Origin of the sequence: Amycolatopsis sp. NPDC026612, assembly GCF_040638285.1 — a bacterium.
GTDB lineage: Bacteria > Actinomycetota > Actinomycetes > Mycobacteriales > Pseudonocardiaceae > Amycolatopsis.
Window position 1 is genome coordinate 25,242 of the sequence record NZ_JBEZYB010000059.1, and the last position, 25,388, is coordinate 50,629.

General features: G+C 69.0%; 29 protein-coding genes. 8 read left to right on the forward strand and 21 right to left on the reverse strand.

The window, feature by feature from the left end; translation table 11 throughout:
* Positions 1-24 precede the first annotated feature (24 nt).
* Complete coding sequence (locus tag AB0F15_RS34165) at positions 25-768, forward strand: SDR family oxidoreductase (protein ID WP_360279605.1); 744 nt, start codon at positions 25-27, stop codon at positions 766-768.
* Entirely contained in the window at positions 765-1,136 is a 372-nt protein-coding gene (locus AB0F15_RS34170; protein WP_360279608.1) for a hypothetical protein, read from the forward strand. The genes AB0F15_RS34165 and AB0F15_RS34170 overlap by 4 nt, the downstream gene beginning before the upstream one ends.
* Before the next feature lie 164 nt (positions 1,137-1,300).
* On the opposite strand, the gene AB0F15_RS34175 is transcribed toward AB0F15_RS34170, so the two are convergent.
* The 3 genes from AB0F15_RS34175 to AB0F15_RS34185 are packed head-to-tail and all read right to left on the reverse strand — an operon-like array spanning position 1,301 to position 4,951.
* Positions 1,301-1,885: a hypothetical protein gene (locus AB0F15_RS34175; protein ID WP_360279611.1), complete on the reverse strand. Its 585-nt coding sequence runs from the start codon at positions 1,883-1,885 to the stop codon at positions 1,301-1,303.
* 43 nt (positions 1,886-1,928) lie between these two features.
* Positions 1,929-3,689: a VWA domain-containing protein gene (locus AB0F15_RS34180; protein WP_360279614.1), complete on the reverse strand. Its 1,761-nt coding sequence runs from the start codon at positions 3,687-3,689 to the stop codon at positions 1,929-1,931.
* Between the two features lie 38 nt (positions 3,690-3,727).
* A complete protein-coding gene (locus tag AB0F15_RS34185) occupies positions 3,728-4,951 on the reverse strand; it encodes an AAA family ATPase (protein ID WP_360279616.1) in 1,224 nt (407 codons plus the stop codon).
* Positions 4,952-4,956: 5 nt separating this feature from the next.
* On the opposite strand from AB0F15_RS34185, the gene AB0F15_RS34190 reads away from it, so the two are divergent.
* A complete protein-coding gene (locus AB0F15_RS34190; protein WP_360279619.1) occupies positions 4,957-5,265 on the forward strand; it encodes a hypothetical protein in 309 nt (102 codons plus the stop codon).
* Positions 5,266-5,721: 456 nt separating this feature from the next.
* Here AB0F15_RS34190 and AB0F15_RS34195 read toward each other — a convergent pair whose 3' ends face one another.
* Positions 5,722-8,157 (reverse strand): BTAD domain-containing putative transcriptional regulator, encoded by a 2,436-nt coding sequence (locus AB0F15_RS34195; protein ID WP_360279622.1) that lies wholly within the window; start codon positions 8,155-8,157, stop codon positions 5,722-5,724.
* A gap of 102 nt (positions 8,158-8,259) precedes the next feature.
* Positions 8,260-8,673 (reverse strand): hypothetical protein, encoded by a 414-nt coding sequence (locus tag AB0F15_RS34200; RefSeq protein ID WP_360279625.1) that lies wholly within the window; start codon positions 8,671-8,673, stop codon positions 8,260-8,262.
* 183 nt (positions 8,674-8,856) lie between these two features.
* On the opposite strand from AB0F15_RS34200, the gene AB0F15_RS34205 reads away from it, so the two are divergent.
* Complete coding sequence (locus AB0F15_RS34205) at positions 8,857-9,234, forward strand: hypothetical protein (RefSeq protein WP_360279627.1); 378 nt, start codon at positions 8,857-8,859, stop codon at positions 9,232-9,234.
* Between the two features lie 55 nt (positions 9,235-9,289).
* On the opposite strand, the gene AB0F15_RS34210 is transcribed toward AB0F15_RS34205, so the two are convergent.
* Genes AB0F15_RS34210 through AB0F15_RS34230 form a run of 5 tightly spaced genes read right to left on the reverse strand, consistent with a single transcriptional unit; the run spans position 9,290 to position 11,732 of the window.
* On the reverse strand, positions 9,290-9,760 hold the full coding sequence (locus tag AB0F15_RS34210) for a pilus assembly protein TadG-related protein (RefSeq protein WP_360279630.1): 471 nt from the start codon (positions 9,758-9,760) through the stop codon (positions 9,290-9,292).
* The gene (locus AB0F15_RS34215) at positions 9,760-10,212 is read right to left on the reverse strand and encodes a TadE/TadG family type IV pilus assembly protein (RefSeq protein ID WP_360279633.1); all 453 of its coding nucleotides are present in this window, start codon (positions 10,210-10,212) and stop codon (positions 9,760-9,762) included. Before AB0F15_RS34215 ends, AB0F15_RS34210 begins: the two co-directional genes overlap by 1 nt.
* Positions 10,209-11,090 carry a hypothetical protein gene (locus AB0F15_RS34220; RefSeq protein ID WP_360279636.1) on the reverse strand — a complete coding sequence of 294 codons (882 nt, stop codon included), beginning with the start codon at positions 11,088-11,090 and terminating at the stop codon, positions 10,209-10,211. The genes AB0F15_RS34215 and AB0F15_RS34220 overlap by 4 nt, the downstream gene beginning before the upstream one ends.
* 17 nt (positions 11,091-11,107) lie before the next feature.
* A complete protein-coding gene (locus AB0F15_RS34225) occupies positions 11,108-11,530 on the reverse strand; it encodes a TadE/TadG family type IV pilus assembly protein (RefSeq protein WP_360279639.1) in 423 nt (140 codons plus the stop codon).
* Between the two features lies 1 nt (position 11,531).
* The gene (locus tag AB0F15_RS34230; protein ID WP_360279641.1) at positions 11,532-11,732 is read right to left on the reverse strand and encodes a hypothetical protein; all 201 of its coding nucleotides are present in this window, start codon (positions 11,730-11,732) and stop codon (positions 11,532-11,534) included.
* 188 nt (positions 11,733-11,920) lie between these two features.
* Here AB0F15_RS34230 and AB0F15_RS34235 point away from each other — a divergent pair, with 188 nt between their 5' ends.
* From AB0F15_RS34235 to AB0F15_RS34245, 3 genes are all read left to right on the forward strand, one after another.
* Complete coding sequence (locus AB0F15_RS34235) at positions 11,921-13,012, forward strand: tyrosine-type recombinase/integrase (RefSeq protein WP_360279643.1); 1,092 nt, start codon at positions 11,921-11,923, stop codon at positions 13,010-13,012.
* A 4-nt stretch (positions 13,013-13,016) separates the two neighbouring features.
* Positions 13,017-13,340 carry a helix-turn-helix transcriptional regulator gene (locus tag AB0F15_RS34240; RefSeq protein ID WP_360279646.1) on the forward strand — a complete coding sequence of 108 codons (324 nt, stop codon included), beginning with the start codon at positions 13,017-13,019 and terminating at the stop codon, positions 13,338-13,340.
* 302 nt (positions 13,341-13,642) lie between these two features.
* Positions 13,643-15,010, forward strand: coding sequence for a hypothetical protein (locus AB0F15_RS34245; RefSeq protein WP_360279649.1), 1,368 nt, complete (start codon positions 13,643-13,645; stop codon positions 15,008-15,010).
* Positions 15,011-15,113: 103 nt separating this feature from the next.
* Here the strand turns inward: AB0F15_RS34245 and AB0F15_RS34250 are convergent, their stop codons facing one another.
* From AB0F15_RS34250 to AB0F15_RS34285, 8 genes are all read right to left on the reverse strand, one after another.
* Positions 15,114-16,004, reverse strand: coding sequence for a type II secretion system F family protein (locus tag AB0F15_RS34250; protein WP_360279651.1), 891 nt, complete (start codon positions 16,002-16,004; stop codon positions 15,114-15,116).
* The gene (locus AB0F15_RS34255) at positions 16,001-16,894 is read right to left on the reverse strand and encodes a type II secretion system F family protein (protein ID WP_360279654.1); all 894 of its coding nucleotides are present in this window, start codon (positions 16,892-16,894) and stop codon (positions 16,001-16,003) included. Before AB0F15_RS34255 ends, AB0F15_RS34250 begins: the two co-directional genes overlap by 4 nt.
* Positions 16,891-18,243: an ATPase, T2SS/T4P/T4SS family gene (locus tag AB0F15_RS34260; protein ID WP_360279657.1), complete on the reverse strand. Its 1,353-nt coding sequence runs from the start codon at positions 18,241-18,243 to the stop codon at positions 16,891-16,893. Before AB0F15_RS34260 ends, AB0F15_RS34255 begins: the two co-directional genes overlap by 4 nt.
* Entirely contained in the window at positions 18,240-19,094 is an 855-nt protein-coding gene (locus AB0F15_RS34265) for a carbon monoxide dehydrogenase maturation protein (protein ID WP_360279659.1), read from the reverse strand. The genes AB0F15_RS34260 and AB0F15_RS34265 overlap by 4 nt, the downstream gene beginning before the upstream one ends.
* On the reverse strand, positions 19,094-19,573 hold the full coding sequence (locus AB0F15_RS34270; protein WP_360279662.1) for a hypothetical protein: 480 nt from the start codon (positions 19,571-19,573) through the stop codon (positions 19,094-19,096). Before AB0F15_RS34270 ends, AB0F15_RS34265 begins: the two co-directional genes overlap by 1 nt.
* Positions 19,570-19,821 carry a hypothetical protein gene (locus tag AB0F15_RS34275; protein ID WP_360279665.1) on the reverse strand — a complete coding sequence of 84 codons (252 nt, stop codon included), beginning with the start codon at positions 19,819-19,821 and terminating at the stop codon, positions 19,570-19,572. The genes AB0F15_RS34270 and AB0F15_RS34275 overlap by 4 nt, the downstream gene beginning before the upstream one ends.
* A 99-nt stretch (positions 19,822-19,920) precedes the next feature.
* Positions 19,921-20,904 carry a hypothetical protein gene (locus AB0F15_RS34280; protein WP_360279668.1) on the reverse strand — a complete coding sequence of 328 codons (984 nt, stop codon included), beginning with the start codon at positions 20,902-20,904 and terminating at the stop codon, positions 19,921-19,923.
* Positions 20,892-21,455 (reverse strand): hypothetical protein, encoded by a 564-nt coding sequence (locus tag AB0F15_RS34285; RefSeq protein WP_360279671.1) that lies wholly within the window; start codon positions 21,453-21,455, stop codon positions 20,892-20,894. The genes AB0F15_RS34280 and AB0F15_RS34285 overlap by 13 nt, the downstream gene beginning before the upstream one ends.
* A 162-nt stretch (positions 21,456-21,617) precedes the next feature.
* Here AB0F15_RS34285 and AB0F15_RS34290 point away from each other — a divergent pair, with 162 nt between their 5' ends.
* Positions 21,618-22,241 (forward strand): prepilin peptidase, encoded by a 624-nt coding sequence (locus AB0F15_RS34290; protein ID WP_360279674.1) that lies wholly within the window; start codon positions 21,618-21,620, stop codon positions 22,239-22,241.
* A 297-nt stretch (positions 22,242-22,538) separates the two neighbouring features.
* Here AB0F15_RS34290 and AB0F15_RS34295 read toward each other — a convergent pair whose 3' ends face one another.
* From AB0F15_RS34295 to AB0F15_RS34305, 3 genes are all read right to left on the reverse strand, one after another.
* Positions 22,539-22,706, reverse strand: a complete 168-nt coding sequence (locus tag AB0F15_RS34295; RefSeq protein WP_360279686.1) for a DUF6355 family natural product biosynthesis protein — start codon at positions 22,704-22,706, stop codon at positions 22,539-22,541.
* A gap of 615 nt (positions 22,707-23,321) precedes the next feature.
* Positions 23,322-24,515: an NAD(P)/FAD-dependent oxidoreductase gene (locus AB0F15_RS34300; RefSeq protein WP_360279677.1), complete on the reverse strand. Its 1,194-nt coding sequence runs from the start codon at positions 24,513-24,515 to the stop codon at positions 23,322-23,324.
* The gene (locus AB0F15_RS34305) at positions 24,512-25,324 is read right to left on the reverse strand and encodes an MAB_1171c family putative transporter (RefSeq protein WP_360279689.1); all 813 of its coding nucleotides are present in this window, start codon (positions 25,322-25,324) and stop codon (positions 24,512-24,514) included. The genes AB0F15_RS34300 and AB0F15_RS34305 overlap by 4 nt, the downstream gene beginning before the upstream one ends.
* Positions 25,325-25,388: the final 64 nt, after the last annotated feature.

Here is a 25,388-nt window from a genome sequence, read left to right on the forward strand (position 1 = left end):
AGAACGGGCTGAAGAAGGATCACTGTGGACCTGGAGCTGAAGGGCAAGACCGCCCTCGTCAGCGGCTCGTCGTCCGGCATGGGCCTGGCGATCGCGGAAGTCCTGGCCGAGGAAGGCGCCAACCTGGTCATGGTCGCCCGGCGCGCGGACGTACTGGCCGGACACGCCGCGCGGATCGGCGCGCACGCGATCGCGGCGGACATGAGCCTGCCCGACCAGCCCGCGCGCGTGGTCGCGGAAACCGTGGAGCGGTTCGGCGGTCTGGACATCGTGCTGTGGAACAGCGGCGGGCCACGCCCGGGCAGCGCGCTCGGCTTGACGGCCGAGCACGTGGTCGAGGCCGCCGAGCTGGTGCTGCTCCCGCTCGTCCGTCTCGTTCAGGCCGGGGCCCCGCACCTGCGGCGGAGTTCGAGCGGGCGGATCCTGGCGATCACGACGAACGGCGTCCGGGAGCCCACTCCGGGCATGGCCGCCTCCAACGCGGTCCGGCCCGGGATCCACGGGTACCTCAAGACCCTGGCGACCGAGCTGGCGCTGGACGGGATCACCGTCAACACCCTCGCACCGGGGCGGATCGCCACGCCGCGCCGGGACGAGGTGTACCCGGACGGGGTGCCGCCACACCTCACCGAGGAAATTCCGATCGGACGCTGGGGAACCGCCCGCGAGTTCGCCGACGTCGCCGCGTTCCTGGCCTCGCCCCGCGCCTCGTACGTGACAGGCACGACCACCTACGTCGATGGCGGCCTGACAAGGAGTGCGTCATGACCGGAGTGAGCCTCGATGTCGCCCTCGCACTGGTGCAAGCGGCCGCGCTGGGCGTACCGATGGCAATCGCCGTGGTCAACGGCGGTGACGCACTCGTGACGTTCGCCCGCGCCGACGCCACGCCGTTCCCGCTCACCGAAGCGGCGATAGGAGAGGGCTTGCCACCGCCGCGGCGTTCACCCCGCCCCGTCGGCCGAGGTCGCCGCGGTGATCGACGGGCACGTCGAGTTCACTACCTCGATCAACGTGGCCACCGGAGGCCGGGCGGATGCTCGGCAAGCGCGGATTGCCGATCGTCGGGGCCAGCTGGGGACCAGGACCTCGCCGTCGTCGAGGCCGCTGTCGCGACGGCGGTCGGCACCCCGTAGGCAGACGGCCGATAGCATGTTTCAGCGCTTGACGGCGGCGCGGAGCGCGACGGTGGCAGCGTAGCTGCAAGGCGGGCAACCAGATACGGGCCCGGTCGCGGGGGTGGCGACCGGCCCGCTTGGTGTTCCCCCGTCGAGCGCGCCGAACGGCCGCACCAGTCGGGTCAATTCCAAGGCTTCCGGCCCACCTCGGCCGGGTGGGGAAAGCAGCAGTCGTCGTCGCAGTCCTGCGCGCCTGCACTGATGACGAACGGACAGCCCTCCCGGTGAGCCTTCGTGAAGGTGACGCTGCCGTCAGGGTGCTCAAGAACGTACAGCGCACCACCGTGGTCGTATGCCCACACGATGTCATCGGGTTCGACGCGTTTCTCGCCATCGAAGCCGTAGCTGGTGGCCAGTAGTGCGCTGATCGCGCCGTTAACGTGGGGCGAGATGGTTCGTGTGGCCGGTTGGACCGCGAGCATTCCGGCGGCCCTGCGCAGAAGTACCTCGGCCAACTCGCCGAGGGTGGCAACGACTTGGACGTCCGAGCCCGGTGTCGGCGTGTCGTGCCACCAGTTACCGGGGCCGTCTGCGGCGACGCTCGTCCAGGCCCCGTCATCGCTGAGCACCTCTGCCACAGCGAAGCTCCGGTTGATGTAGTAGCCGCGTTCGATCCTGGCTCGCAACGTGTGTCCGGGCAACTCGACGACACGGGTGTAGTGGTAGCTACCGGAGCTTGCTCCTGATATTTCATCGCGCTCGTTCATGCTGATACTCCTAGGCCGGGTATGGGTTGAGTGTTTGCGCGGGTCAGTGCCGGGCGACGGCGCGGAGCGCGGTGGTGGCGGCGTGCCCGATGGCGCGGGCGGCGGTCGTGGGGTCGGTCAGCACGTGGACGGTGGCCCCGTCGAGCGGGGTATCGACCGGGCTGGTCGTCAGCCACAGCACGGCGCATCCGGACGCGCCCAACCGGTCGAGCTTCTTCTGCCCGTCGCGGCGGGGCTTGTCGCGGTAGTTGCCGTCGGACACGATCACCACCAGCCGAGCCGCGCCGGGGCGAGACAGGCCGAGGGAGCCGTCGAGGGCGTCCAGCGCGCGGGGAATGTCCTCGTAGTTGTCGCGGGAGCAGAACTCGGTCACCTCGGCCGGCGGCTTGCCCGGGCGAGTCAGCGGGCGCACGTGATGCCCGAAGATCACGCTCGCGGTGTCGGCAGGCACCCGCGTGTGGCGGGCGGCGTTGGCCAGAATCCAGGCTGCCGAGGCCACGTGAGCGCGCGCCCAGCCCATCGAACCGGACACGTCGCACGCGATTCCGACCCGCAGCGGCGGCACGGTCACCGGCGTGCGGATGGTCCGGGTGAACGGCTCGGCGGTCACCACGGCACCGGCGGCACGCTGGGCTTCGGCCGCACGCACACCACGCATCCGCAGCCGTCCCGGCGGCACCTCCGAGGTGGAGCGCACGGCCACGCGTTCCCGGGTTCCGGCAGTGTCCAACGCCCGCGCGAGAACACGGGCCGCCGTGCATTCCTCCGGCGTGGGCGGCCGGGTGCCCGCCGTTCGGGTGTCGCCACCACGAGCGCCGCCGGTGCCGAACACCCGCCGCGCCGCCTCTCGTGCGTCCTTCTCGGCGGCGTCTTCGCGTTCCTTCGCGGTGGCGGCGACGGCGGCCGGGTCCTCGGGGGCCTTCTCCCCCGCGACTTTCGCCGCCACGCCGCCCAGCACGGCGGCAATGGCGTCTGCCAGCGGTGACGGGCTGGCGGGGGCATCGGGTCCGGGTGAGCCGCCGGACGGGGCGGGTTGCGCGGCCGGGTCCGGGCTGTCGGGGTCGGTGCCGAGGATCTCGCACCACTGGCGCCCGAGGTCGAGCATCTCCTCGCCCGCGTGGTCAGCGGTCCGCAGCGCCTGCCGCCACACCGCCCGCAGCTTGCCGAGGACTTCCGCGCCGAGTACGTCCTCGACGACCCGGGCGACGGGGTAGACCTCGGCGTGGGTGAGCACCCCGCCGTCGGCCCGTCCCAGCAGCAGCGCGGCGGTGTGCGCAGCGTCGGCGGGCGTCATCTTCGGGGCCGTCGAGGGGTCGGCGTACAGGTGCAGGTCGGTGGCGACGATGCCCTTCACGCACGCGCGCAGCCAGTGCCGGTCGTCCGGGCGGCGGCGGATGTGCGCCGCCTCCATCCGTGGCTCTTCCAGCAGCATGGCGGCGGCCACCACGGCGGGCGGGGCGCCGTCCGGCGGTTCCCACGCGGTGTGTTTGGCGTGTCCGCACTCGTGGGTGAGGGCACCCCATGCCGGGGCGTAGCGGGCGCGGTCGGACAGGTTGGCGGGATCCACGGTCGCGGGGTCCACGCCGAGGTGGTCGCCGTCGACTTCGATCAGCGCGCGGTGCGGGTAGAAGCAGGCGGGTGCCCTGCCGCCCGCGCCGGGGGCGACGCTGACCACGAGGTCGTCGCGGTCGGCGATCACGGGGACCTCGTCGGCGAACGCGGCGGACAGGGTCAGCCATTCCGGGCGTGCGGGGAACACGGCGGCACCGGTGGCGGTCGGGTCGGCGGTGAAGTGGGCGCTCATGGCGCGGGTCCTTTCATGACGGTTCGCGGCGTGGGACGTCAGGGTTTGGTGGGGATACGGGCTCCGAGAGCGAGCGGGGTGACGGTCTTGCCGAAGACGTCGCGCACCACGGCAGCGACGGTGGCGCGGTCCTCTTCCGGCGCGATCCCGACCAGGTTCCCGGCGGCGGAGTCAAGGTCCCACGCATCGGCGAGCTTCTTGAACGCCAGCAACTCGCGTAGCTGCGGGGCCCACCCGATCTCGCCCCGCTCTTGTCGGGTGGCGAGGTTGCGCGCCACGCGCACGGCCTTCTTGTCGACCCCGAGCTGTTCGGCGAGGGCGTAGTCGCTGGAGACTTGGATGTGCACGGAGAACCGGGAGGACAGGGCGTCGGTGAGGATGGCACCGTGGACGCCGGGGTTGTGTCCGGCGACGACGTAGAACCCCGGGGCGGCGTGGACGACTTCGCCGCCGTTGGCCTTGATCAGGATTTCGCGGCGTCCGTCCATTGCGGGGTAGACCACGGCGAGCACGGTCGGCGGGATCAGGGTGGCGTCGTCGATGAACAGCGGCACGCCCGTGCGCATGGCGCGGACCAGTGGGCCGTGGACGAACACGAAGTCGCCGTCGGGGGTTTTGGTGTAGTCGCCCACCAGGTCGGCGACCACGGTGTCACCGTCGCCCTGAACGGTGAGGCAGTCGTTGAACGCCGCCTCCACCACCGACGTCTTTCCAGTGCCGGGCGGTCCGTACAGCAGGGCGGCGACCCCGGCGTCACGCAGCCGCTGTAGCGCGGTCACGTCGGGCATCCCGGACAGCAGTCGGGGGTGGTAATCCATGCCGTTCGGACGTTTCACCGGGCCGGTGACCTTGCGCGCCGGTCGCGTCGTGATGCTAGCGGTTGCGGACGGGGCCGGTGTGGGCGTGGGCGCGGCGGGTGCTGTGCTGGCGGGTTTCGGCCGTCGTGTGCGGGGCGCAGGTGACGGGGCGGGGGTGATGGCGGGCGCGGCGGCGGATGGCGTGGTCGTGGTGGCCCGGTAGCTCACCGGGGCTATCGTGACGACTTCAGCTTGCCCCCGGTCCGTCAGCGCTTGGCACGCGTTCCCGACCGCGCCGGATGACCGGTTCAGGGTGCGCGCGATGCTGCCCGGGGTGTGGGCGGTCGCGGGGTCGTCGGCGAGAACCTTGGCGACCATGGCACGAAGTTCGCCGTTGCGGAGCCGGGTCACTGTCGCACCCGCCGGGGTGGTCGGTCCCGTAGCGGACGGGGTGGGCGTAGTCATGGCGGGTGTCCCTTTCAGACGTGGCGGGTGGCCGGTATTTGCGCCGCCCGTTTCAGACGGTCCTGGATCTTGATTTCCGGATTTCCGGCGACACAACAAAAGTAGCTCGACAAACCGGCTGCGCGCAATACTTTTCCGCACCCCATTCAGGTGACACATTCCGCGCAAACGAAAGGATCGCAGATGGTTTAACCGAAGCGTTTACGCAGGTCAGCGAAGAGCAGAACGTCGACGGCAGCTCCAACACAAGGAAGCGGACGCGCATTTCTTTTGCGATTAAAAGAGAAGGGATGGTGGTCACGGACACGAGGTGAGATGACCATGGGAGCGGAGTTGCAGGAACATGAACATGGAAGCCTGGCCGACGAGGCGGGCCCGATGTGCTTACCTGCTTGTCGCCAAGCGAGTCTGGGATATCAGCGGATCCCCGCGTGGAGGTGCTGACCTGCACGTATGCGTCCCCAGGGAGGATCCGCCTTAGCCGGCCCTCGGAGCGCCAGGGCGATCGGCGGGTGCACGGGAACCCCCGGCGGCCGCCGGGCAGCCAAAGGTCGCTACCCCGGCTCGATGGACACCCGCGAAAGAGCCACCCGCCGCGCCGGCGGGGCGTCGCGTCCCTTCACGACAAGCATCGCAGGACTCCGACGACTGCGTCACGAATGGCAGCAACTCTGAACGGAAACACCAAGAGGATTTTCTGCGCGATGATGATCAGTACGTCGACACTAACATCCGTCGCAGCTGATCAGCCATTTCGGCGTCGAGGTATTTCAACCACGCCGACATGATGCATCAGCTTCCGGGCCCGCGATACCGGCGTGAAGTCCTTGGAGGCGCTCGGCGAGCTCGATTGTCGCAGGTGTCGGCGTTTCGTCTATCTCGGCGAGGCGTGCTTCCAGCAGGCGCAGCGTTCTGGGTATCGCGTCGTGCCGGCCGAGGTTGTGTTCGAGTCGCATGATGTCGCGGTAGAGCAGCTCGTTGTGCGGGTCGAAGTCCCGCGCCGATTCGAGCAACTCCAGCGTGGACTCGGGATCGCTGTGAACCCGGTCGCGAGCGAGGGCAGCGACAGCGTCAAGGGCATCGCGGCGCACACCTTCCCGCAGTGCGGTGAGCCATTCGGCTTCGACGCCGGTCGCCAGCTCGCCGCCGTAGCCGGCGACGATCGCGGCGTTGGCCACGGCGCGCTGCTGATCGTCGGTGGTGGCGCGGCGTCGAGTGAGCGCGTCGGCGAAGGACCAATAGTCGACCGTGACGACGGCGGGCTCGAGGCGATACCGGCCGTGCTGCGCGACCACAAGGTCGCCGATGTCGGGCGCGGTGGCTTTGTGGATGGTGCTGCGCAGGCGGGACAGGACGGTGCGCAGCACCGCGGCCGGGTCCTGCGCCGGGCGACTGGCCCAGAGGCTGTCGATGATCGCGGCCCGTGGAACTCCTTGCGGGTGCAGGGCGAGGTAGAGCAGCAGGTCCCACAGCCGTCGTGACAGGTTGCCGGTGATTTCGACCGTGTGGTCAGGGCGCGTGAGGTCCGGACGCCATGACAGCGTCGGCTGACCGAATACCGACAGCACCAGCGGCGTGGCCCCGTCGTGCTGGGTGTCGACGGTCAGTGCCGTGATCGGCTCGATTTTCGCGTCCGCTTGGTAGGGGGTCGGCGGGTTTGCGATCTCCAACCCCCGGGTGGGCTGGGAAGCAAATTCGGGATGTTCGTCTCGTGCGCCGTGTGCGGCATCGAAGAGGGCGAACAGCTCGCGGGTCGCGGATTCGGGGAGGGAGAAGGCTCGCCGGCCGCGCAGCGCCTCCCCCGGGCCGGGTGAGGTCGCGGTGATGGTGCCCGCGGTGTCCACGTAGGCCGTGACGCCAGGATGCCACTGGCCGAGCAGGAGCGCGGTCGTGCCGCCTTCGGCGAGGGCGCGCTGCAGTCGAGCGCGATCAGGTTCGCCTGCCGGTGCGCTGGCCACGAGGATCCATCGAGTGCTCTCGGGCGGGTTTTCGCTGTTGAGGTATTCGAGGGCGGTGGCGAGGTCGCCGACAGCGTGGACGCAGGCCGGCAGCTCGGCGCCCGGCTCCGGGACGCCGAGCAAGCCACGCAGGTCCACGGCCGGCGCGACGACCTGCGGATGGCGGGTGGAGGCCATGGCCGTAAGCAGCAGCGCGCGGGCCGCGGCGTGGCTGCCGGGGCCGATGAGACCGAGGCCGTGCGCGGCCGCGAGGTCCAGCGCAAGTTCCGCGGCCGCTTCATCGGCTGGCTCACCCAGCTCGAGCCCCGTACCCAGTTCGGGAACATCGGCGACGTCGAGTGCGGTTTGGGCGTGCTGGTGTGCCAGGTGTAGCTGATAGACGACCGGCGCGACAGGCAGGTCGTCGCCGCGTCGGCCGCTGCCAGGCCGGTAGCCAGCACGGTGACGTCGTCGAGCGACCACCAGCGCCGCGCTGATAGCGCCCGCCAGCCCGAGGCCGACGTACACGCCGGGCTCCCACAACGAGCCAGGGCCTGGAGCAGCAGCGGACGGTGCCGTCGGGCTCGACGGGGAGGCAGTTGCGGGCTCCGCGGGTGGCGGCTGCCGCTGCGGTGGTGTGGGGTCGACAGTCCTGGTCGTCGGTGGTAGGCGGATCCGGTCGCCCGGGTGGATCAGGCTGGGCGAGGTCAGCGTGCGACCGCCGGGCTGGGTGCTCTTGGCGTTGAGGCGCCAGATCTCCGGCCACCGGTCTCCGTCGCCGAGGCGGCGTTGCGCGATCCGGTACAGCGAATCGTGGACACCGTCCCACGGTGGACGCACCAGCTCGACGTCCTCCGCTCGGCTGTCAACAGCCGATGGCGCGGTGACCGACGAGCTCTCGCCGACCTGGACCGCGCTGCTCCCGCCGGACGCGGCCAGAGCGGTGCGGCTGACGAACGACACGACAACGGCGGTGATGAGCACCGCAGCGACCCGGCGGAGCGGGCCGCCGCGCCAGGCCGAGTCCGGCCGACCTGCGGTGAGGACGAGGTCGCGCAGGCACCTGGCCAGCTCGACAAGGAACGCACCCCACAGCAGCCACGCGCCGCACGCGAGCACGTCGAGCAGCAGACTTGTCGACAGCCGGGCCGTCAGCACCTCGCCGAGTTCCGCCGTGGTGGGCAGGTGATCTGGGAGGGGCCAGCCGATGAACCGCACCAGCGCCCAGGGCAGCCCGGCGCACAATCCGGACAGCAGCGCGAACGCCACACCGGCCCGAAGCAGCTGCCCTGCGCCCCGCACGAGCGCACAACGAACTCGCCGCGGTCCGGTTCCGGTCTGCCGTTCTGCAGGCACAACAGTGTCCCTGGCTCAGCTTCGCTGGCTCTGGACAACCGGCGGTTGCGTGCCCGCCGTCGGCGGCGACGCCGGTCGTGGTTCCGGCGGCGCGACTGCCGGTGACGTTCCGGGCTGGGTCTCCGGTTTCGGTCGGCGGCTGCCAGGCGGTCGACCTCGCCGAGCGCGAGGTTTGCCGGCGGTAAGCCACCTGGTGAGGTCAGCGGCCGGGACGTCAGTGAACTCGGTCAGCTCGTCGATGCCGATGACATCCGCCGCCGCGACGAGCACGGTGCCGAGCTTGCGCTCGACCTCCGCCAGCTCCTCGGCCAGCGCAGCTCGACGATGGGCAAGTTCACCGACCTCCCGGGCTGCGGCGGTCCTCCTGGCGCTCTTCTCCGCGTCGGCCTTCTCGACTCGCCGTTCGATCTCATCGGTCGTGATCATCATTCTTTACCTCCGGTGTTCAGGGCTCCAGTGCATGGCCGCCACACGTTGAGCAGCAGGCAACCTCCATCCGGCTGCCGATAACCCTTGGCGACGATACGAACAGGCAAACAACGACAATGGTGAAGGCCCCCGGCATCCATGGGTATGGCTCCGGCTCGGAGCGTATGAGGAGAGAGCAGCACGATGGCAGCAACGGACGTGGCGCTGGTCAACATCAGAGGGTGGCTTGAAGGTCCCCGGGATGACATCGCGCTCATCAGAGACTTCGTCGAAGACGAGGTCGTAAACGAGTGGTACAACTTCGGCTGGCGATTCCCTCATCAGCAGAACACCGGCCACTGGTACGCGTTCTATGGCCTGCAAGTCGAACCCGACAGCCTCAACTGGTTCCTGAACCAGTTGCGTCAGCTGGCACCCCTCGCCGCGTCCGGGATCACACCCCTGATCCGAGGCCTGTTCATCATCAGCGACGAGCAAATGACCATGACCCAGCTGCACGTCAAGGACGGCCAGGTACATCTCGAGCCAGGTGACAGCCAGCACGCCTACCTCGACGCATAGCGTCTCCTGTCTGGGCGCCACCAGCCGAGCTATCGTGAAAACGAAGGCATACATCTCAGTTCACCTCGGTCTGCACTCCAGAATTCGCGAACTCAAGGGAAATCTCGGTCACTCCGCGCTGGGGATGGGCTGCGCCGCTGCCGTGGGCGCCGATCGACGGAATGCCGATCAGCGACAACAGCTGGGTGCGCTGGCTGGTCGTGACGGTGACGGTCACAGTGTCGGCGGTGGCCGTCACCTCGCCGGTAGCGCCGACACCGGCGAGGTAGCGGCGGGCGAGACCGTCGGCTTCTGCGGGGACCAGCCGGAGCGTGCCGCTGGCCCGGTAGGCGGCGAGGTCGACCGCTTGCGCGCCGGCTCGTGCGGCGGACTCGGCCTGGCCGGTGGCTCGCACCTTCGCGGCCAGTGCGAGACCACCGTCGAGCCCGAGGCCGGCCAAGGCCATAAGTGCGAGCATCAGCACGACGACGAACGCGGAGACCTGGCCGTCCTCGGCTCGCCACCAGGCAGCGCAGCGGGCGTCCATCACGCACCTCCAACGGTCGGGTGCGATCGGTAGGTGTCGACGACCTCGCTGGCCTCGGCGCTGAGGACCCGGCTGCCGGGGACGCCGAGGACGAGGGCCTGGCCGAAGTCGACGGTGCAGCGGACGCTGACGACGACGATGCTGCCTGGGCTCGACGAGGTCGTCGTGCTGACCGTGGCGTCGCGGCACACCAGCCCGGCGTGCGTCAGCGCCGATGTGGCGGTTGCTTCCGCAGCGGCGGCGGCGGCCGCGGGAGTGCGCTGCAGGCTTGCGGCACGCGCTGCCTGGTGCGCGGCGTCGTCGAGGCGCAGTCGCGCGTCGACGCCACGGTGGACGACCACGGCGACAAACACCAACAGCATGACCAGGACCGGGGCGATCAGGACCGCTTCGACGGTCACCGACCCGCACTCGGCACGCCACCAGCCGACCCGGGGCTGTGCCGCGGTCATGGAACCGGCTCCGCGGTCGGCAGTTCCCACGGAAATCGTCCGGCGCCTGTCAGGTCGCGAGCTGCGGTGACGTACGCGAAGACGGACTTCGGCAGCTCCTCGGCGACCTCGACCATCGGGCGGATCGACGCGGCGTGCAGTTCGGCGTGGACGGCGCTGGTGTGGTCGACGAGTTCGGCGTGGCGAAGCTTCGCTTCCCATTCCCGGGTGAGCGTGACGCAGCCCTGGATGTGGAACGCCAGCTCGCCGAGCAGGGTGTCGAACTCGGTGATCGCCGCGGCGGTCGCGGTCGCGAGGTCGGTCTCCCCTGGTAATGCTGCGAGCCGTGCGGCGTGCCGGCGAGCAGGCGCTGTCCTGGCCAAGCGTGTCAGCGCGTCCCAGACCGTTTGGTGGGCTCGCTCGGGCAGCTCGGAGTCGATCCAGTCGCGTGCCGGGGTGGCGTGGAGCTCGCCGACGAGGTCGATCAGGAGTCCGGCCGTATGGTGCGCCGCGGTGCCGAGGTCGGCGAAGTCATCACTTCGAAGGAAGAACTCCCCGGGAGACCGCTCCAGCGGACAGCGGCATCCGGGCTGATGCTGGTGATCGGTCGGGAGACAGGCCGCGGTGATGCCCGCGTCGCAGAGGCCGCTCAGGAGCAGCGCGATGGCGCCACCGACCGCCAGCGCACCGCCGAGTGACTCCGCGGCGCCCATACCCAGCACCAGCGCGAGAACCAGAAGCCCCGCTGCGCAGCGAGCCGAGACTGATCGCGCGAGGAAACCACGAAGGACTTGCCAGCGCCAGCGTCTTGTGGTGAGTGCGGGGTTCCACAGCATGATGTCCGGACCGTCGGCGAAGTCGCCGACGGTCACCGCATCCGGTTTCTTGAGCAGTGACATGGCTTCTCTCCCTTCGGTCAGGCGTCCGGAACGAACCTTTCGACCTCGCCTGCGGCTTCGGCGTGCACGTGCAGGTGCATGCCGGGCAGCACCGCAACGGCCTCGCCCTGCACGCTCGCCGAAACCGAGGTCTCGGTCCGCACGACGTCGATCTGCGACGACCGCAGCGGCCCCTGCGCAAGTTCGTCGAGCATCTGCTGGCCGGCGGCCCGGCCAGCTGTGGCGGTGCCGTTCTGGACGCGGGCCGCGGCGAGCGCTTCGGCGGCGGCAGCTTGAGCGACATGGGTCGCGTGCGACCAGAGGGCGAACTGGATGATCGCCAACAGCGCCAGCAGGAGCAGCGGTGTCGCGATCACCAGCTCGGCGGTGACGGCGCCGCGCTCTCCCGACAGGGCGCGCCTAACGCGCCAAGCAATCGCGACGACCGGATTCGCCGGCATGTCAGCCGCCGAGGCCGAGGTCGATGCTGTTGGCCTTCGCCGTCAGCTTCGCGGCGATGATCGCGATCAAGGCGATGGCCAGCACCGCCATGAGGGCGGTCACGATGACGGTGGTCGTGATCTCGCCGCGGTCATTGTCCTTACGCAGCAGACGAATGCGTGCAGTGGCGAGGGTCCAGAGCGTTCGGTAGTAGGCCAGCATGGTGTGTCTCCTGTGGACTTTGTCTGAACTGTTTCAAGTTCGTTGAGCGCGCCCGCCTGCTGGCAGGGCGTTGTTCCTGGTAGACCCCGGTTCACTCGTTGGCGTGAAGATCTCGACGAAGTGTCCAGATTCTTGACGAACTGCCGATGTTCTCGACGTATCTTGGCGTCGGATGAACCGAGGTATCAATGGCCTTGACGGTGGTGCGCTCGCTGGGCAGCGCTCGGCGCCCGCGGACTGCGCAAGAGCTGGAAGACTTCGAGCAGGAACTGGTCGACCAGTTCGCACTGGCCCTTGCAGGCTCGGGCGTCAGCGACGGCGTGGTGGCTTCGGACAGGTCTGCGGTCTTCCAGTTCCTCAAGTTTGTCGGGCGTCCGGCGTGGACCGTGCAGACCGAGGACGCCGACCGCTTCCTTGCCGCGCAACGGAAACGCGGCCTCGCCAGATCCACCATCTACCAAAAGACCGTTCGACTGGCCGTCTTCTTCGAATTCCTGATCACTCGCTATCAGGGCGACATCCACGCTCTGACCGGCTACGTCGTCACACAGCCGATCGACGAGTTCAACCGGCCCACAAGCACCGACCATGGCATCCTGCGAATCCCGCCGGCCGAGGACGAGGTGGACACCCTGTTCTCGGCATGGCGGGACAGCCTGCCGGAGACCCGCAAGTTCCTGCCCGCAGCCCGAGACTACTTCGCAGCGTCGTTGTGGCGCAGGGTCGGCCTGCGGATCAGCGAGTCCGCGATGCTGGACATCCGCGACTGGCGACCAGATCTCGGCGAACACGGCAAGCTTCACGTGCGCTTCGGCAAAGGCAGCAAAGGCAGCAAAGGCCACGGTCCGAAAACCCGGCTGGTGCCCGCCATCAACTCCGTCGACGCGCTGATCGAGTGGTGGCTGACCGACGTGCGACACCAGTTCGGCTACGACTGGGCAGACCCCGACGCGCCGCTGCTGCCCAGCGAGCGCCGCGACCGCAACACCGGACGGTGTATGCGCGCGGGCCCGAATGCCTTGCGCGCCGGGTTCGTCGACGCCGTGCAACTGTGGTTGCCATCCTGGGTAGGACGTCTGACCCCGCACGTACTGCGGCATTTCTGCGCCTCGTCGCTGTATGCCCGGGGCATGGATCTCAAAGCCATTCAGGAACTTCTCGGACACGAATGGCTGTCCACCACGACCCGCTACATCCATGTCCATGACGAGCACGTCGAACGAGCGTGGGCGGCCGCCAATGACCGTGTCGCCGCCCGGTTCAACGGTAAGGAGGAATGATCCGATGCGCTGGAACCTGCGCATGAAAGCAGCCGAGGCGGGCATCTGGAAGTCCACAGAGATGCGCCGTCGACTGGCAGAGGCAGGTATGGAGGTCAGCGCCGGGAAGATGTCGGCCCTGTGGACGGGGACACCCACCACCATCCGGCTCGACGACCTCGATGTCATCTGCTCGGTGCTGGAATGCCAGCCCACGGAGCTGCTCATCTGCGAGCCGGACAAAGTGGCCGCGCGCAAGCCGAAGAAGGCCGCAGAAACGACCGGGTCAGGCGGGACACCGGTCATCAAGCCGCGGCTTGGCCGACACCGCAGCATCCCACCGGCATAAGCCGCGTTCGGCGGTGCGAGCAGTGCGGCGTCAACCCTATCGCCTACAGCGGACGCCGCTCCTGCTACGTGTGCGTACCTCGAGTCTGGAAAAGACCGGTTCGGTGCAAGCGATGCGGATCGGACAAGGACTACTTCACCGCAGGCCTGTGCCGGCACTGCCACCGCCAGGCGCCGCTGGTCACGCACTGCCGGGACTGCCTGGCCTGGGGCATCACCCGGTGGCACGGCGGCGTCTGCCAGGCTTGCCGCGGCTGGAATCACCGTTTCCCCACCCCGTCGCGGTGCCCTTCCTGCGGGCGCATGGTGCCGCTGAATGAGCGCGGCTACTGCCGGCTGTGCTGTCGGCAGGCTCACTTCGTCCGCACGCCCCACTACGCGATCGACGTCGTCGAGGCCAACCGGCAAGGTCAGCAACTGTTCATCGCCGACCTGTTCCGGCAGAAACGCCCTACCCCGCCACCGATCCCGGCCGCGGCATGGCCGAGCCACTACCCGGTCTCGCATAGGCAGCTCACACTGTGCGACCTCGAACGTGACTACACCGCCGTGCGGCCGGCAGAACTCGCCCTGCCGCTGCCCGACCTGGCCGTCGCCATCGACGACGTCCTCGCCGACCACGCCGGCCGGCACGGCTGGGGCAAAGGCTTGCACAGCAACACCCGCAACGCGATCCGCATGCTCCTCGCCACTCAGGACACACCCGGCGCACCCATCACCGCCAGCGCTGCCGCGGCCGTCTCGACCAGTCGCTCGCTGGACAACCTCAAGTCCGTCCTGGAAATTCTGGACGCCGCCGATCTGCTCGACGACGATCGTGTGCCCACCCTCGACGCCTACGCCGAACGACAGGTCGCCGATCTGCCCGAGCCCATGGCCAATGAGTTTCGTGAGTGGTTCCAGGCGATGCGCGACGGCAGCACCACACCGCCACGCTCTCGACCGCTCAACCCCGCCACCATTCGAGCCCGGATCACTCACGCCGCTGCCGCCATACGCACTTGGGCAACCAGCAATGGCTTTTCCTCGCTGCGAGAGGTCGGTCGAGACGACGTCATCGCGGTCATGCCCGCCCAGGCCTACCGCTACCGCCAGACTCTGACCGCGTTGCGGACGATGTTCCGATTCCTCAAGGCCCGCCGCCTCGTGTTCACGAACCCGACGCTCCGGCTGCGCGGCCCCCAGGTCGGCAACCATCCGTTGCCGATCGACTTGACACCGGTGCGCCATGCGATGCTCAGCACCAAACCCATTCGAGCCGCGCTCGCCGCACTCATCGCGTTCCATGCCCTGCGCCCCAAGGATGTGTGCGTCCTGCTGCTGACCGACGTCCGAGACGGGCACCTTCACATCGACGGACGCGCGATGCTCCTCGCAGAACCTGTCCGCACCAAACTCGCCGCCTGGCTTGAAGAACGTGCAAGGCGCTGGCCGCACTCGATCAACCCGTACCTGTTCATCAACCTGCATACCGCGGTCCGCGCCTGCCGAGTCGACCCGACCTGGATCAGCGCCACCATCGGCTTCTCCGCGCAAGCCATCCGCGAAGACCGCATCCTCCACGAGGCAATCACCACCGGAGACGTCCGGCGACTGTCCGACCTCTTTGGACTCACCATCGGCGGCGCCGAGCGATACACCCACACCCGGCAGCTCGACACGACCGACTGACACTTGGGTTCGCGAACCCAAGCACTCAACTATGCTGATCACGAGGACCTCCCTTCGGGTTCGTCGCGGAAATTGCTTCAGAAATCGCGAACTCATAAACTTCTTAGAGGCCGTTGAGGACCTGGGTCACGGCCGGGTAAGCGATGAATCCGAGGAAGCCGAGGAACAGCAACGTCACCGGCAAGGCCATGCGTTCGGTGGCGGCCTGGGCGTCAGCTTCGGCGGCGGCGACCAGGTGGGTCCGCAGCGCCTTGGCTTTCGCCGCCAGGGAGGTGCGGATCTTGGCACCTTCGGTGCCGGCGAGGGAGATCGATGCAGCGAGCTCGGCGAGTTCGGTGATGTCCAGCTGCTCGCCGAGGCGGCGGAGCGTCGACCACGGCGTGGTGCGTGTCAGCTGGGCAGCGTCCAGCGCGCGGCGCAGCTGGGTGAACGCCGGTCCGCGTCCGACCTCGGCGGCCGCCAGGAGCGCGACCTCGACTCCGGCGCCACCAGCGAGGGTGATCCACACGAGGTCGAGGAAGGCCGAGAGCGCGCCGCGGAAACCGGCACGCGCTCGCGCCGCCTTGGCGCGCACCTCCAGGTCGGGAGCGACGAACCCGCCCGCTGCAAGTCCAAGAGCGGCGACCAAGGGGACTTCGACGCTGACCGGCACGTCCGCGAGCGCGAGCAAGCCCTGAAGCAGAAGGGGCGCCACCAGGCCGGTGCAGCTGACGACGACCTTGACGGCGAGGTGCGTGTCGGCAGATCGCCCGAGAACTCGCAGGTCGCGTTCGAGCTTCTCCCCCGGCAGGCCCAGCCTCCGAAGACCGGGTACGAGCGGTCGCACCACGGTCACAGCCCAGCCGGCCTCCGCCACGTCCACGACCGGAGCCGCCACTGTCGAGTTCGCCGTCGAGAGGTGCTCGTGAAGAGAGGGTTGCGGCGGGACTGCCCAGGTCAGGACCATCCACAACCCGATGCCGGTACCTAGCCCAAGGCAGATGAACAGGATCATGCGCGCTCACCGTCCCAACGAGATGAGGCAGCAGCGGTCGGCTCGGGCGGCTCGCTGAGCGTCAGCATCCGCGCGCTGGCGCGGCCGGCGGCGATCCTGACCAGCCAAGCGAAGCCGGTTCCGAACAGGCTGCCGATAACAAGCAGGACGGCTTGGCCGAGTGCACCGTCGTACGCGGTCAGGTACGCGCGGTTGAACACCACGACGCCCACCGCAAAGGCGATCGTGGTGGCCACGACGACCCGCACCGAAGTCCGGGTCCGTGCGCGGCCTGTCTCGACACGCATCCGCATCGCCGCCTGCGACCGTGCGGTCTCCGCCAGAGAGTCGAGCAGCTCGCCCAGCTGCCGCGCCTGGTGCTCGGCGGCCAGGACCAGCGCGGCAAGGACCAGGTCGGCGGCCGGGTCGGCCAGCTCCTCCGCCAGCTGCCGCAACGCCGGAGCAAGCCGGTGCCCGTTCTGCAGCCGCGAGGCGAGCCCGCTGATCTCGTCGCGGATCGCGGCGGGCGCCAGCGGGGCGGTGGCGAGGATCGCCTGCTCGAGGCCGGCCGCGGCCGAAAGTGTGTCGCGCAGCATCTCTGTCCACGACGCAACCGCCTCGATCCGCGCGACACGGCGCACGTGGACTCGGTCCGGGCCGACCAGTCGCGGCAGGAACCAGACCGCCCCGGCAGCGAGCGCTCCCCCGACGAGCCACCCGGTCGCGGCTCCGGTCAGCAGGCCGGCGCCCAGCGCGAGCCCCAGCCGAAGCCCCCAGGTCCGATCGGCCCGCCACGGCGAGGCCGACCGCGGGCGGCGAACCAGCTGAGGACCACGGAGGCCGACGAGGACGAACAGCAGTCCGACGGCGGTACCGAGCCCCGCCAAGCCGGCGACGAGGGTCGTGGTCATGGCGCCCACCACCCGGCGGGCTCAGTCAGGAGCTCGGGATCGAACCCGGCTTCGATGAGGTCGTCGAGGGTGTCGGCGCGGAGCGCGCCGGCGACTGGGCGAGCTCGACGGTCGGTGCCGGGGCGGTAGACCTCGTTGGAGACGACCGTGCCGCCGTCGGCGTCGACGACCTCGCGGATCGAGGAGATCACCCGGGTCGTGCGGTCGGCGGCTTTGTCGAGGTGCACGACGAAGTGCACGCTGGAGGCCACCAGCAGGGCGGTCGCCTCCAGCGACAGCCGCTCTGCGCTCTGCGCGGCGTAGGAGGCGAGGCGGGTGAAGGCGATCCTCGAGCTGCTGGCGTGCAAGGTGGCCATCGAGCCGTCGTTGCCCTGGGACATGGCGTTGCACATCGGGATCACCTCAGGTCCGCGGATTTCGCCGACGATGACGCGGTCCGGGGACATTCGCAGGCCCCAGCGGACGAGCTCGGCCTGGCTGATCGCGCCGGCCCCCTCGATGTTCGCCTCCCGGGCCTGCAGCGCGGTGACGTCGGCGTGCAACTCCGGGTCGAGCCCGAGACCGAGTTCGAAGGCGTCTTCAACGGTGACGATGCGCTCCAGCGGGTCCATCTCCGCAGCCATCGCGCGCAGCAAGGTCGTCTTGCCGAAGCCGGCGCCGCCGGTGATGAGGATGTTCTTTCGGGACCGGACCAAAGCACGCAGGAATCGCTCCAGGCCGACGTCGAGGGTGCCGCGCCGACGCAGCTCGGCAAGGCTGGTGGTCAGGTAACCGTGCCGGCGGATCGAGCACGCCGTCACCCCGCCGGCGGTGAGGCCGAGCACCGCGAAGAGACGCTCGCCGCCGGGCAACTGGAGGTTCAGCGCCGGCGAGCCGCGGTCGAACCGGCGCTCCTCCGATGACGCGCGGGCCGCGAGCGTCCGGACCAGGTCGGTCAGTTCGTCGTTCGACGCGGCGACCGGTGCAACCTGCGCCCGCGTGCCGTCGGCGTACTGGACGAAGACCCGGTCGAAGCGGTTGACGTTGATCGTCTCGACCTTCGGATCCGCCAGCAACGGCTGCAGCCCACCCAGCCCGAAGACTTCGTCGAGCACGGCCTCGGCGATTCGACCCTCGACGTCCGGCGGTAACAGCACACGACCGGCCTGCAGTTCGGCCTCGCTGTGCGCGGCTCCAGCCGATCGCAAGAGTTCCCGGGCGAGCTCACGACGGCGTTCGGCAGTCACCGGAGTGCTCTCGGCTTCGGCCCGGTTCGGCAGGTCGGTGGCGAGCGCATGGTGGAGGACAGCACGAAGGCGTGCCTCCGGACTGGCCGCGGACGAACGGCGATGTTGGTCGAGCACGGTCATGGCGAAACCTCCTCTCCAGGCAGGGCGACTTCACGGGCGGCGTTGTGCAGCTCAGGAGCGATGCGGACCCCGTACGGCGGAACGCGCTGAGGCGGGACACCCGGCACGTGCTGCCCGACGGCCGATTCGGGAGCTTCTATCGACGACCTTCCGGCAGCGAGAATTCGTGCGACCCCGACCGCAACTCGGGTAAGCCCGCCCTTGCGCGCACGCCCTGGGATCGCGTGGCCGGTGAGACTCGTGGCCGCGGCCGGGTCGTAAGGGATCCGTGCCATGACCGGGACGCCGAGCTCCCGCTCGACTTCCTTCGTCGGGTGGCCCCGGCCCGCGAGGACCAGGCACGGCCGTGCAGCGATCCTGCCCAGCTCCTGGAGCCGGGCGGCCAAGTGCGCGAGTTCGTCGCTGTGCGTGCCGGAGATCAGGAGCAGCGCATCGGCTTCCCGGATCATCGGCTCCGCCGGTGATCCGGCATCCATGCGCCCGCAGTCCGCGAACATCACCACCCCGGGCTCGCGCGCAGCTCGGCGAAGTGGTGAGCCGGCCGGTATCAAGGTGCTCAACGCTGCGCGAGCTTGCGGTCCGCCGGCTGGCCCGAGGACAACCGGCAGCCCGTCCGCGAGGACCTGCGTGTGGTTCCACACGGCATTGGCCTCGATGGACTGGCGCGCCGCGGCGGCGAGGCTGAGCAGGCCAGGCGAAGGTGCGAGCCCGAAGCGTTGACCGAAGTCTCCCCCTGCCGGGTCGCACTCGACGACGACCCGGCGAACGGCGACCGGCCAGTTCGCGGCCAACGCGACAGTGAAGGTGGTGACGCCTGGCGAGCCCTTCACGCTGGTCAGGACGATCAACATCAGCGCTCACCACCCGCGAGCATGACCAACGCGACCTGCCCCGCAGGCACGCGGGCTAGGGCCGGCGCCGTGGCGCTGGGCATCTGCAGCGAGATCACCGTCGTCTGGTCGCTCTCGGCCCGCGCCACGCAGGTCACCGTCGCTGCCCAAGTCGGCCCGTCGCCGCTGCCTTGCGCGGCCGGGAGCGCCGACGATGAAGACGCCGTAGCGAGCACGACGAGGACAGGAGCTCCCGGAGCGAGTTCGAGCGGGAACTGGCCTGCCTTGAGACCCACCGCCACAACCGCCTGGCCGGCGGCGGGGATCGCCGACGGCCCGAGGCTGCCCGGGGTGAGCAGCGCGCCGGCAGTGAGGCTGGTGGCCATCGGCTTGCCGAGCACGGTGGCTGCCTGGCCGGCCGGAATGGTGGCGACCCCGTCGGCCGCGGAGATCTCGACCTGGTGCACGTCGGCTGGTTCAAGAACATGTCCGACGTTCACGGTTCAAGAACATGTCCGACGTTCACGGGCCGGGCGATCGCCAGCACCGAGACGCGGCCTTGAGCGCCGGCTGCCCACCAGAGCGCTCCGCCGACGCAGACCACGACGAGCAGCACGCCCGCCAGCAGGTGCGGCAGACGCCGTCGCGCCCGGCGACCGGTCGGCACGGCAGCGAGCCGGCCATTCTTCCCCAACCACGTTACGGAACCCACTTCGGCTCCCGTGCTGCGTTGACTCGTGCTGGTCATGACGTGCCTCCCCAGGCATGGTTCGACCGCACCGCGCATCATCGGAAAGTGTTGACGCGCAGCAAGAATTGGATTCGTTTGGCGCAGAACCGGTGAGTTTCAGCGGTGTCCGGTACCGAGCGCCTGCACTTCGGCGACGCGGAAAGCCGCGGTCGCCGACGTGGTCAGGCCCGGCAATGTGCCGCTGGCTCCGGCACCCGACCAGGTCACCGTCCAGTGCACCGTCGCCTTGACGGCAAAGTGCTGCCCTGGCACCACAGCTGATGAGCGGCGGTAGGTGTGGCCGCAGTCAGGCGAAGACGCCTGCGGATCCCCAGCGGCCGGGTAAGGGGTTCCGGGACCCGAGCAGGTCACGTCCTCACCGTCGCCCATCGACCACGAGACCGTGGTCGGTGTGGCCACCGCGGTGACCGACACGCCCGGTACAGCAGCAGTGGCCTGCCGCGCGCCCCAGCCGCCACGGTCCAGCCACATCCACGTCGGCAAGCTCACGAGCTTGTCGCCGGGCGGATTCGCCTCGATCCGGGGTGTCGGCAACCGCAGCTGTGCCCGCGCCTGGTCGGCCAGCTCTTGCGGCGAAGGCAAAGTGGCGGCCGCTGGAACTTGACCGTCCGGAAGCCAGATCGGAGCCCGGTAGAGGCCGTCGTGGACACCTGGGCCAGAACATCGGTAGATATACCACGCGCCTGCCTGCGCCTGTCGACGACTGAAGCGCGCGAAAGCCACCGATGCACCGCTTCGCACGACGTCGTGGTGCGCGATGGTCTGCACGCCGTTCGCCGGGGGCTGGTAGTTGCTCCGGACATACGAGCACTTCGCCGCGGTGTCGTTGTCGCCGATGATGCTGTCACCCCAAGGCTGCTGTTGCCCCGGCGCCGGACGGGGACGCGTCGGCTGGCCGGGGACTCCGGACGGCTGCGGTGCCTTACCGCCGTCACGGCCGGCGCCGACGTCACAGGAGGGGTTGCCGCTCTGTCCGCAATGGACCTCCCCCCAGCCATCGGCGAGCGCCGACGACGTCAGCACCAAGCAGAACCCGAGCGCTGTGGCAGCGCATACCGCTGCCTTGCTCAGCCTGAACATGATCCGACCTCGTGGACGGCGAAGGTGGAGACCTTCCAGGAGCCGTCGACTGCCTTCTTGACGAGCGCCTCGATCCGGCGGTGGCCGCCGGGGCCGTCGTCGGCGGGCTGGCCGTTGTCGGCGCGGTACTTGAGCCAGTTCGTCGAGTCGCCGCAATCCGCGATGGTGACGGTCGTCGGGTTCTCCTCAGGCTCCGCCCACTGGACGCTCGGATGGTTCACCGGTCGTCCCTTGGTGACCAGGCCGTTGTAGTGATCGGTGTAGAGGCTGCGCGAGATCGTCTGCAACGCCTCGGCAGTCGCGTTCTGCGCGAGCTTGGGCGACTGCCAGTCGGAAGTGGTGGCGGCATCCGTCATGTCGCTCCACATGCCGACGTAGGCAGCCGTCGCACGTTGCTTCGCGAGGTCGGCCGGCCGAAGCGCGACGCTTGTGGTCGCCGGCGTGCTTGACGACGTCGTCGGCTGACTCGGCTCGGTTGCGCTGCACCCACCGAGCAGGACAACGGCCGCAGACGAAGCGACGGTGATACGGACGGTTTCACACAGGTTCATGGATTCCCCTCCCACTACGATGATCAGCTGGTCGCCGGACCTGGAACACCACCGCGGCGGAGGTTCACTCGTTGGAAGGACGAGCGATGCGCCGGGTCGCCGCGCTGGCGAGCATGGCCTCGTGGGGACGGGAAGCAACACGAGCGAAGAGCCGGTGGCACGGTGAATGCCTGGCTCACCGCGGGCAGCGCGGCTGTCGGCCTGGTGCTGGGAGCTGCCGCCAGCTCGATCACCAAGACGCTGCTGCGGCAGCCGGCTCGCGTCGCGCAGTCCAGGTGGCTCGGTGCGGTCATCACCGCGGCGCTGCTGGCCCTCCTCGGCTGGCGCATCGGCTTTCGAGGAGAGCTGGCGGTCTACGTCTACGTCGTGGTGCTCGGCGTCCCGCTGGGGGTCATCGACTGGGTCGAACATCGGCTACCTCGAATCGTTCTGCTTCCCCAGCTGGCTGGCGCCACTCTGGGGCTTGGCTTGTTGTGCTTCCTGCGCTCCGACCCGGCTGCCGGCCTGCGAGCCTTATGGGCGGCGCTCGCGGCGGCGGGCTTCTACCTGCTGCTCGCCGTCCTAGTCGAGGGAGGCGTCGGCTCCGGTGACGTCAGCCTCGCGGCCGTCGTCGGCTTGGTGGCAGGCTGGTCAGGTTGGCTCCAGTTCGCCGGCTCGCTGATGCTTGCGTCGCTCGGAGCCTTGCTTCTGCTGCTCCTGCCCCACCACGGCAGCCGGCGGCGAGCCGTGCCGTTCGGGCCGTGTCTCCTGGCGGCTATGACGGCGGTGCTCGCGATCTCGGGCTGAGTCGATCAACGCCGACGCGGAGGGCGCCGCAGAGGGGGCAAGGGCGCCCACCGCGTCGACTGGCCGAGGACTGGGAGACGTCCTCGAGTCCGTGGTTACGCCGGCCCTCGAAGCCCGGGTAGCAACCGACGCCGCCGTTCCACCATGCCCCGGTTTCTCCCATCGGAGGACGGACCGAAGGCCGGCGCTTTCGCGGCCGATGCAATAGTTCAATCTTCCTGCGACCGTTTATCTGATCATCGAAAAGGGTGATCGCACGACACGAACTGCAAGCGCCTTGTTCGCACGAATGGGTGGCTACGCCGGACCGTAGTAGCCGGGAGAGCATCCCACACCGCCGTTCCACCAGGCGCCGGTGACACGCCACCTGATTACCGGCTGAAGATCGGTAACTCCCGGCCCTACGCAGTAGTGGTAGATGTTCCCCCAAATGTCCTGGACGTCGAGCATGACGGTGGACCCGATGCCGCCATCGCAGTGCCGGTACTCACCCCAGCTCTGGTACCCGCACGACATCCTCGGCTCGTAACGAACAGCAGCGTCCGCGGCCGGCGCCAGTGCAGCGCCGAGCATGGCGATCACGACTGATCCTGTGGCGGTGATTCGGCCCGCCAGGCGGAGAAATTTCGAATTGTTCATCACGGCCTCCAAACCGATCCATGTTCTTGCTATGAATCCGGTCTACAGGCCGCGGTCCCACGCACTGCAAACGGCGCATGACACGGACTTTCAAGTACGCATGACGGCGCCCGTCAACTTCACTCGACAATCGAGGAGGACTGCCGTCAACGACCTCGGCAATTGGTCGACAGCGTCTATCCGTACGACTTCCGCTCGACTACGAGCAGTTCGAACTCGGCCCGTCAGCGGCGACCTCGGCGGCAGATACTCCAACGTCGCTCCCGCGATCGCCAGCGGCCTTATGCCACGGTCCCACGAATCAGCGCACTGCGGTCTCGTTGACTCTGTTGTGGAATCCCCAGCGGCCAACACGACGACGGCTACTTCATCTTCGACGTGGGAAAGGCAAAGTCATCGGCGCGGTGACGCGATCGACCGAACCGAGGGTGCCCGCCGGTGTCATGCAGTGTGTGCCACCGGCAGGTCCCATTCGATGTGGTGTCCGGTCAGCCAGGCCGCCGTGTTGCGCGGGCCGCTCTTGAGACGCTTGGAGATCGCCAGGTCTCGGATGATCCGCTTGATCGGGCCGGGTGTCGCCGTGCCGCCCATCCTCGCGCTGGTGGCCACCAGACGCTCGACTCTCTCCCGGCGCAGTGCTTCGTAGGCTCGGAACGCCGTGGCCGGATCGGGCATGTCGCGTAGGCATTTCGCCAAGACGACCGCGTCCTCCATTGCCATCGACGCGCCGTGGCCGGCGTTCGGTGCGGCGGCGTGGGCTGCGTCGCCGATGACGAGCATCCGGCCGGCGTGCCACCTCGGTGTCGAGGCGATGTCGTAGCCGTTGCTCGCGCGGATCTGCTCCGATGCCTCGACGATCGCGGCCGCCGGCGAGCGGTCATGGCGAAGCAGTGCTGTCGCTTGCTGCTTCCACTCCTCGAGTGACGTCGACGCGAGTTCTGCCTTCGACAGCTCCGGACGCGGCAGGTTCACGAACCACCACGTCTCGTCGTCCGGCGCAGTGGTGTAGGCGAAGAACACGCGCTTGCCGTAGATCATCCGATATACGCCCGGCACCGGGTCGACCGGCGCCTGCCGGGCGTACCCGCACAGCACGACCGTTCCGGTGTACCGCGGCTCTGGCGCCTCCGGGTCGATGAGCACCCGGGTCGCCGAGCGGATGCCGTCGGCGCCGATCAGCAGGTCGCCTTCCTGGCGTGTGCCGTCGTCGAAGACGGCCGCTACCTCGTGGTCGAGGTCGGTGTCCACGTCGTCGAGCCGCGCGCCGTGCTCGATCTTGATCCCACGCCGGCTGGCCTCTTCGTGCAGCACTCGGTACAGCTCGGCCCGCTTGATGGTGTGCGGCCCGTACGCGCCGGCCGAGCCGCCGCCGATGGGTGCTTCGCCGAGCTGCTTGCCCGAGCCGCTCCAGAACAACGCGCGGTCGGCCGGGAAGGAGGCCTGCAGCACCGGCTTGTCGGCGTCGATCGCGTGCAGGGCGTCGAAGCCGTTGTTCATGATCGTCATGAACGCGCCGACGTCGTCCGCCCCCGTCCGGTAGGCCTCGTAGACGACGGAGTCGATACCCGCCTTCTGCAGGGCCATGGCCGTGACCGGCCCGGCGATACCTCCGCCGATGATCAGCGCTTTGGTCATCCCACTCCCCTCGTCTCCAGGCCACGAGCCAGCCGCACCAGCTCGCGAACGTCCGAATCCAGCCCGTCACCCTCCGGGAGCGCGACGGGCACCGCCTTCGTCTGAGCCGGTTCACCGGCCGCGTGAGCGGCGAGCGCCTGCTGCAGACGGCTCGGCAGGTCGGCAGAGGTGTCCGTTCGCGCCAGATATGGACTGATCCGGACCAAGCCGTCGCGGCACTCGACGACCCGCCGGTAGTACCTGCGGTGCGTCCCACGGAGACGCAGCGCGTCACGCCAAGGTGCGGCAGGCACTCGATCCAGTGCGTCATCGGGAAACTCCGAGTGCAGCACCGTCCACAGCGGGGCGAGCTGCCGATACCCACGGCGGTGACGCCACCAGATCCGCATCGCACCCACCCTGGTCATCGCGGCCGGGTAGCTGACGCCGGCCAGGAAGAGCAGGACGCCCGGCATCAGCAGGATGGTGACGGCGAACGCACCCACCACCGTGCCGGCGGAACCGGCGCGATCTGCGACCCCGACGTGATAGATCAGGCCCAGCACGATCGCGGGCACGAAGACGCAGTTCGCCAAGACGATCGCGACCAGGCCGACGGCAGCGATCCGCAGACCTCGAGCCAGCCTGCCGCCCGCTTCCCGGGCGTACCGCCAAGCCCAGACCGCCGCCGCGGCGAAGCCGACCGCCATGAACACGTCGGCCGCGATAAAGAAAACCGCCACGCTGGGCACCGACTGGTCGTTGGTGCGAGCGGAGGCCGGTGTTGCCAGCGCGGCGACTGTCGTCGCTTCGTGAAAACTGACCCCCAGGAGTCTTCCGAAAGTTGACCCCCTCTGAGGTAGGAGGGTGCTGAACGTGGAGGACTGGGCGGAG

Coding starts and splice junctions, on each gene's coding strand:
- AB0F15_RS34185 (WP_360279616.1), bottom strand. CDS start 4,951: ATGACTACGCCCACCCCGTCCGCTACGGGACCGACCACCCCGGCGGGT.
- AB0F15_RS34255 (WP_360279654.1), bottom strand. CDS start 16,894: ATGACCACGACCCTCGTCGCCGGCTTGGCGGGGCTCGGTACCGCCGTC.
- AB0F15_RS34225 (WP_360279639.1), bottom strand. CDS start 11,530: ATGCCGGCGAATCCGGTCGTCGCGATTGCTTGGCGCGTTAGGCGCGCC.
- AB0F15_RS34285 (WP_360279671.1), bottom strand. CDS start 21,455: ATGAACCTGTGTGAAACCGTCCGTATCACCGTCGCTTCGTCTGCGGCC.
- AB0F15_RS34175 (WP_360279611.1), bottom strand. CDS start 1,885: ATGAACGAGCGCGATGAAATATCAGGAGCAAGCTCCGGTAGCTACCAC.
- AB0F15_RS34200 (WP_360279625.1), bottom strand. CDS start 8,673: ATGATGATCACGACCGATGAGATCGAACGGCGAGTCGAGAAGGCCGAC.
- AB0F15_RS34275 (WP_360279665.1), bottom strand. CDS start 19,821: ATGACCAGCACGAGTCAACGCAGCACGGGAGCCGAAGTGGGTTCCGTA.
- AB0F15_RS34240 (WP_360279646.1), top strand. CDS start 13,017: ATGCGCTGGAACCTGCGCATGAAAGCAGCCGAGGCGGGCATCTGGAAG.
- AB0F15_RS34210 (WP_360279630.1), bottom strand. CDS start 9,760: ATGGACGCCCGCTGCGCTGCCTGGTGGCGAGCCGAGGACGGCCAGGTC.
- AB0F15_RS34220 (WP_360279636.1), bottom strand. CDS start 11,090: ATGTCACTGCTCAAGAAACCGGATGCGGTGACCGTCGGCGACTTCGCC.
- AB0F15_RS34215 (WP_360279633.1), bottom strand. CDS start 10,212: ATGACCGCGGCACAGCCCCGGGTCGGCTGGTGGCGTGCCGAGTGCGGG.
- AB0F15_RS34245 (WP_360279649.1), top strand. CDS start 13,643: ATGGTGCCGCTGAATGAGCGCGGCTACTGCCGGCTGTGCTGTCGGCAG.
- AB0F15_RS34280 (WP_360279668.1), bottom strand. CDS start 20,904: ATGTTCAGGCTGAGCAAGGCAGCGGTATGCGCTGCCACAGCGCTCGGG.
- AB0F15_RS34180 (WP_360279614.1), bottom strand. CDS start 3,689: ATGAGCGCCCACTTCACCGCCGACCCGACCGCCACCGGTGCCGCCGTG.
- AB0F15_RS34170 (WP_360279608.1), top strand. CDS start 765: ATGACCGGAGTGAGCCTCGATGTCGCCCTCGCACTGGTGCAAGCGGCC.
- AB0F15_RS34205 (WP_360279627.1), top strand. CDS start 8,857: ATGGCAGCAACGGACGTGGCGCTGGTCAACATCAGAGGGTGGCTTGAA.
- AB0F15_RS34250 (WP_360279651.1), bottom strand. CDS start 16,004: ATGATCCTGTTCATCTGCCTTGGGCTAGGTACCGGCATCGGGTTGTGG.
- AB0F15_RS34230 (WP_360279641.1), bottom strand. CDS start 11,732: ATGCTGGCCTACTACCGAACGCTCTGGACCCTCGCCACTGCACGCATT.
- AB0F15_RS34235 (WP_360279643.1), top strand. CDS start 11,921: ATGGCCTTGACGGTGGTGCGCTCGCTGGGCAGCGCTCGGCGCCCGCGG.
- AB0F15_RS34300 (WP_360279677.1), bottom strand. CDS start 24,515: ATGACCAAAGCGCTGATCATCGGCGGAGGTATCGCCGGGCCGGTCACG.
- AB0F15_RS34265 (WP_360279659.1), bottom strand. CDS start 19,094: ATGTTGATCGTCCTGACCAGCGTGAAGGGCTCGCCAGGCGTCACCACC.
- AB0F15_RS34260 (WP_360279657.1), bottom strand. CDS start 18,243: ATGACCGTGCTCGACCAACATCGCCGTTCGTCCGCGGCCAGTCCGGAG.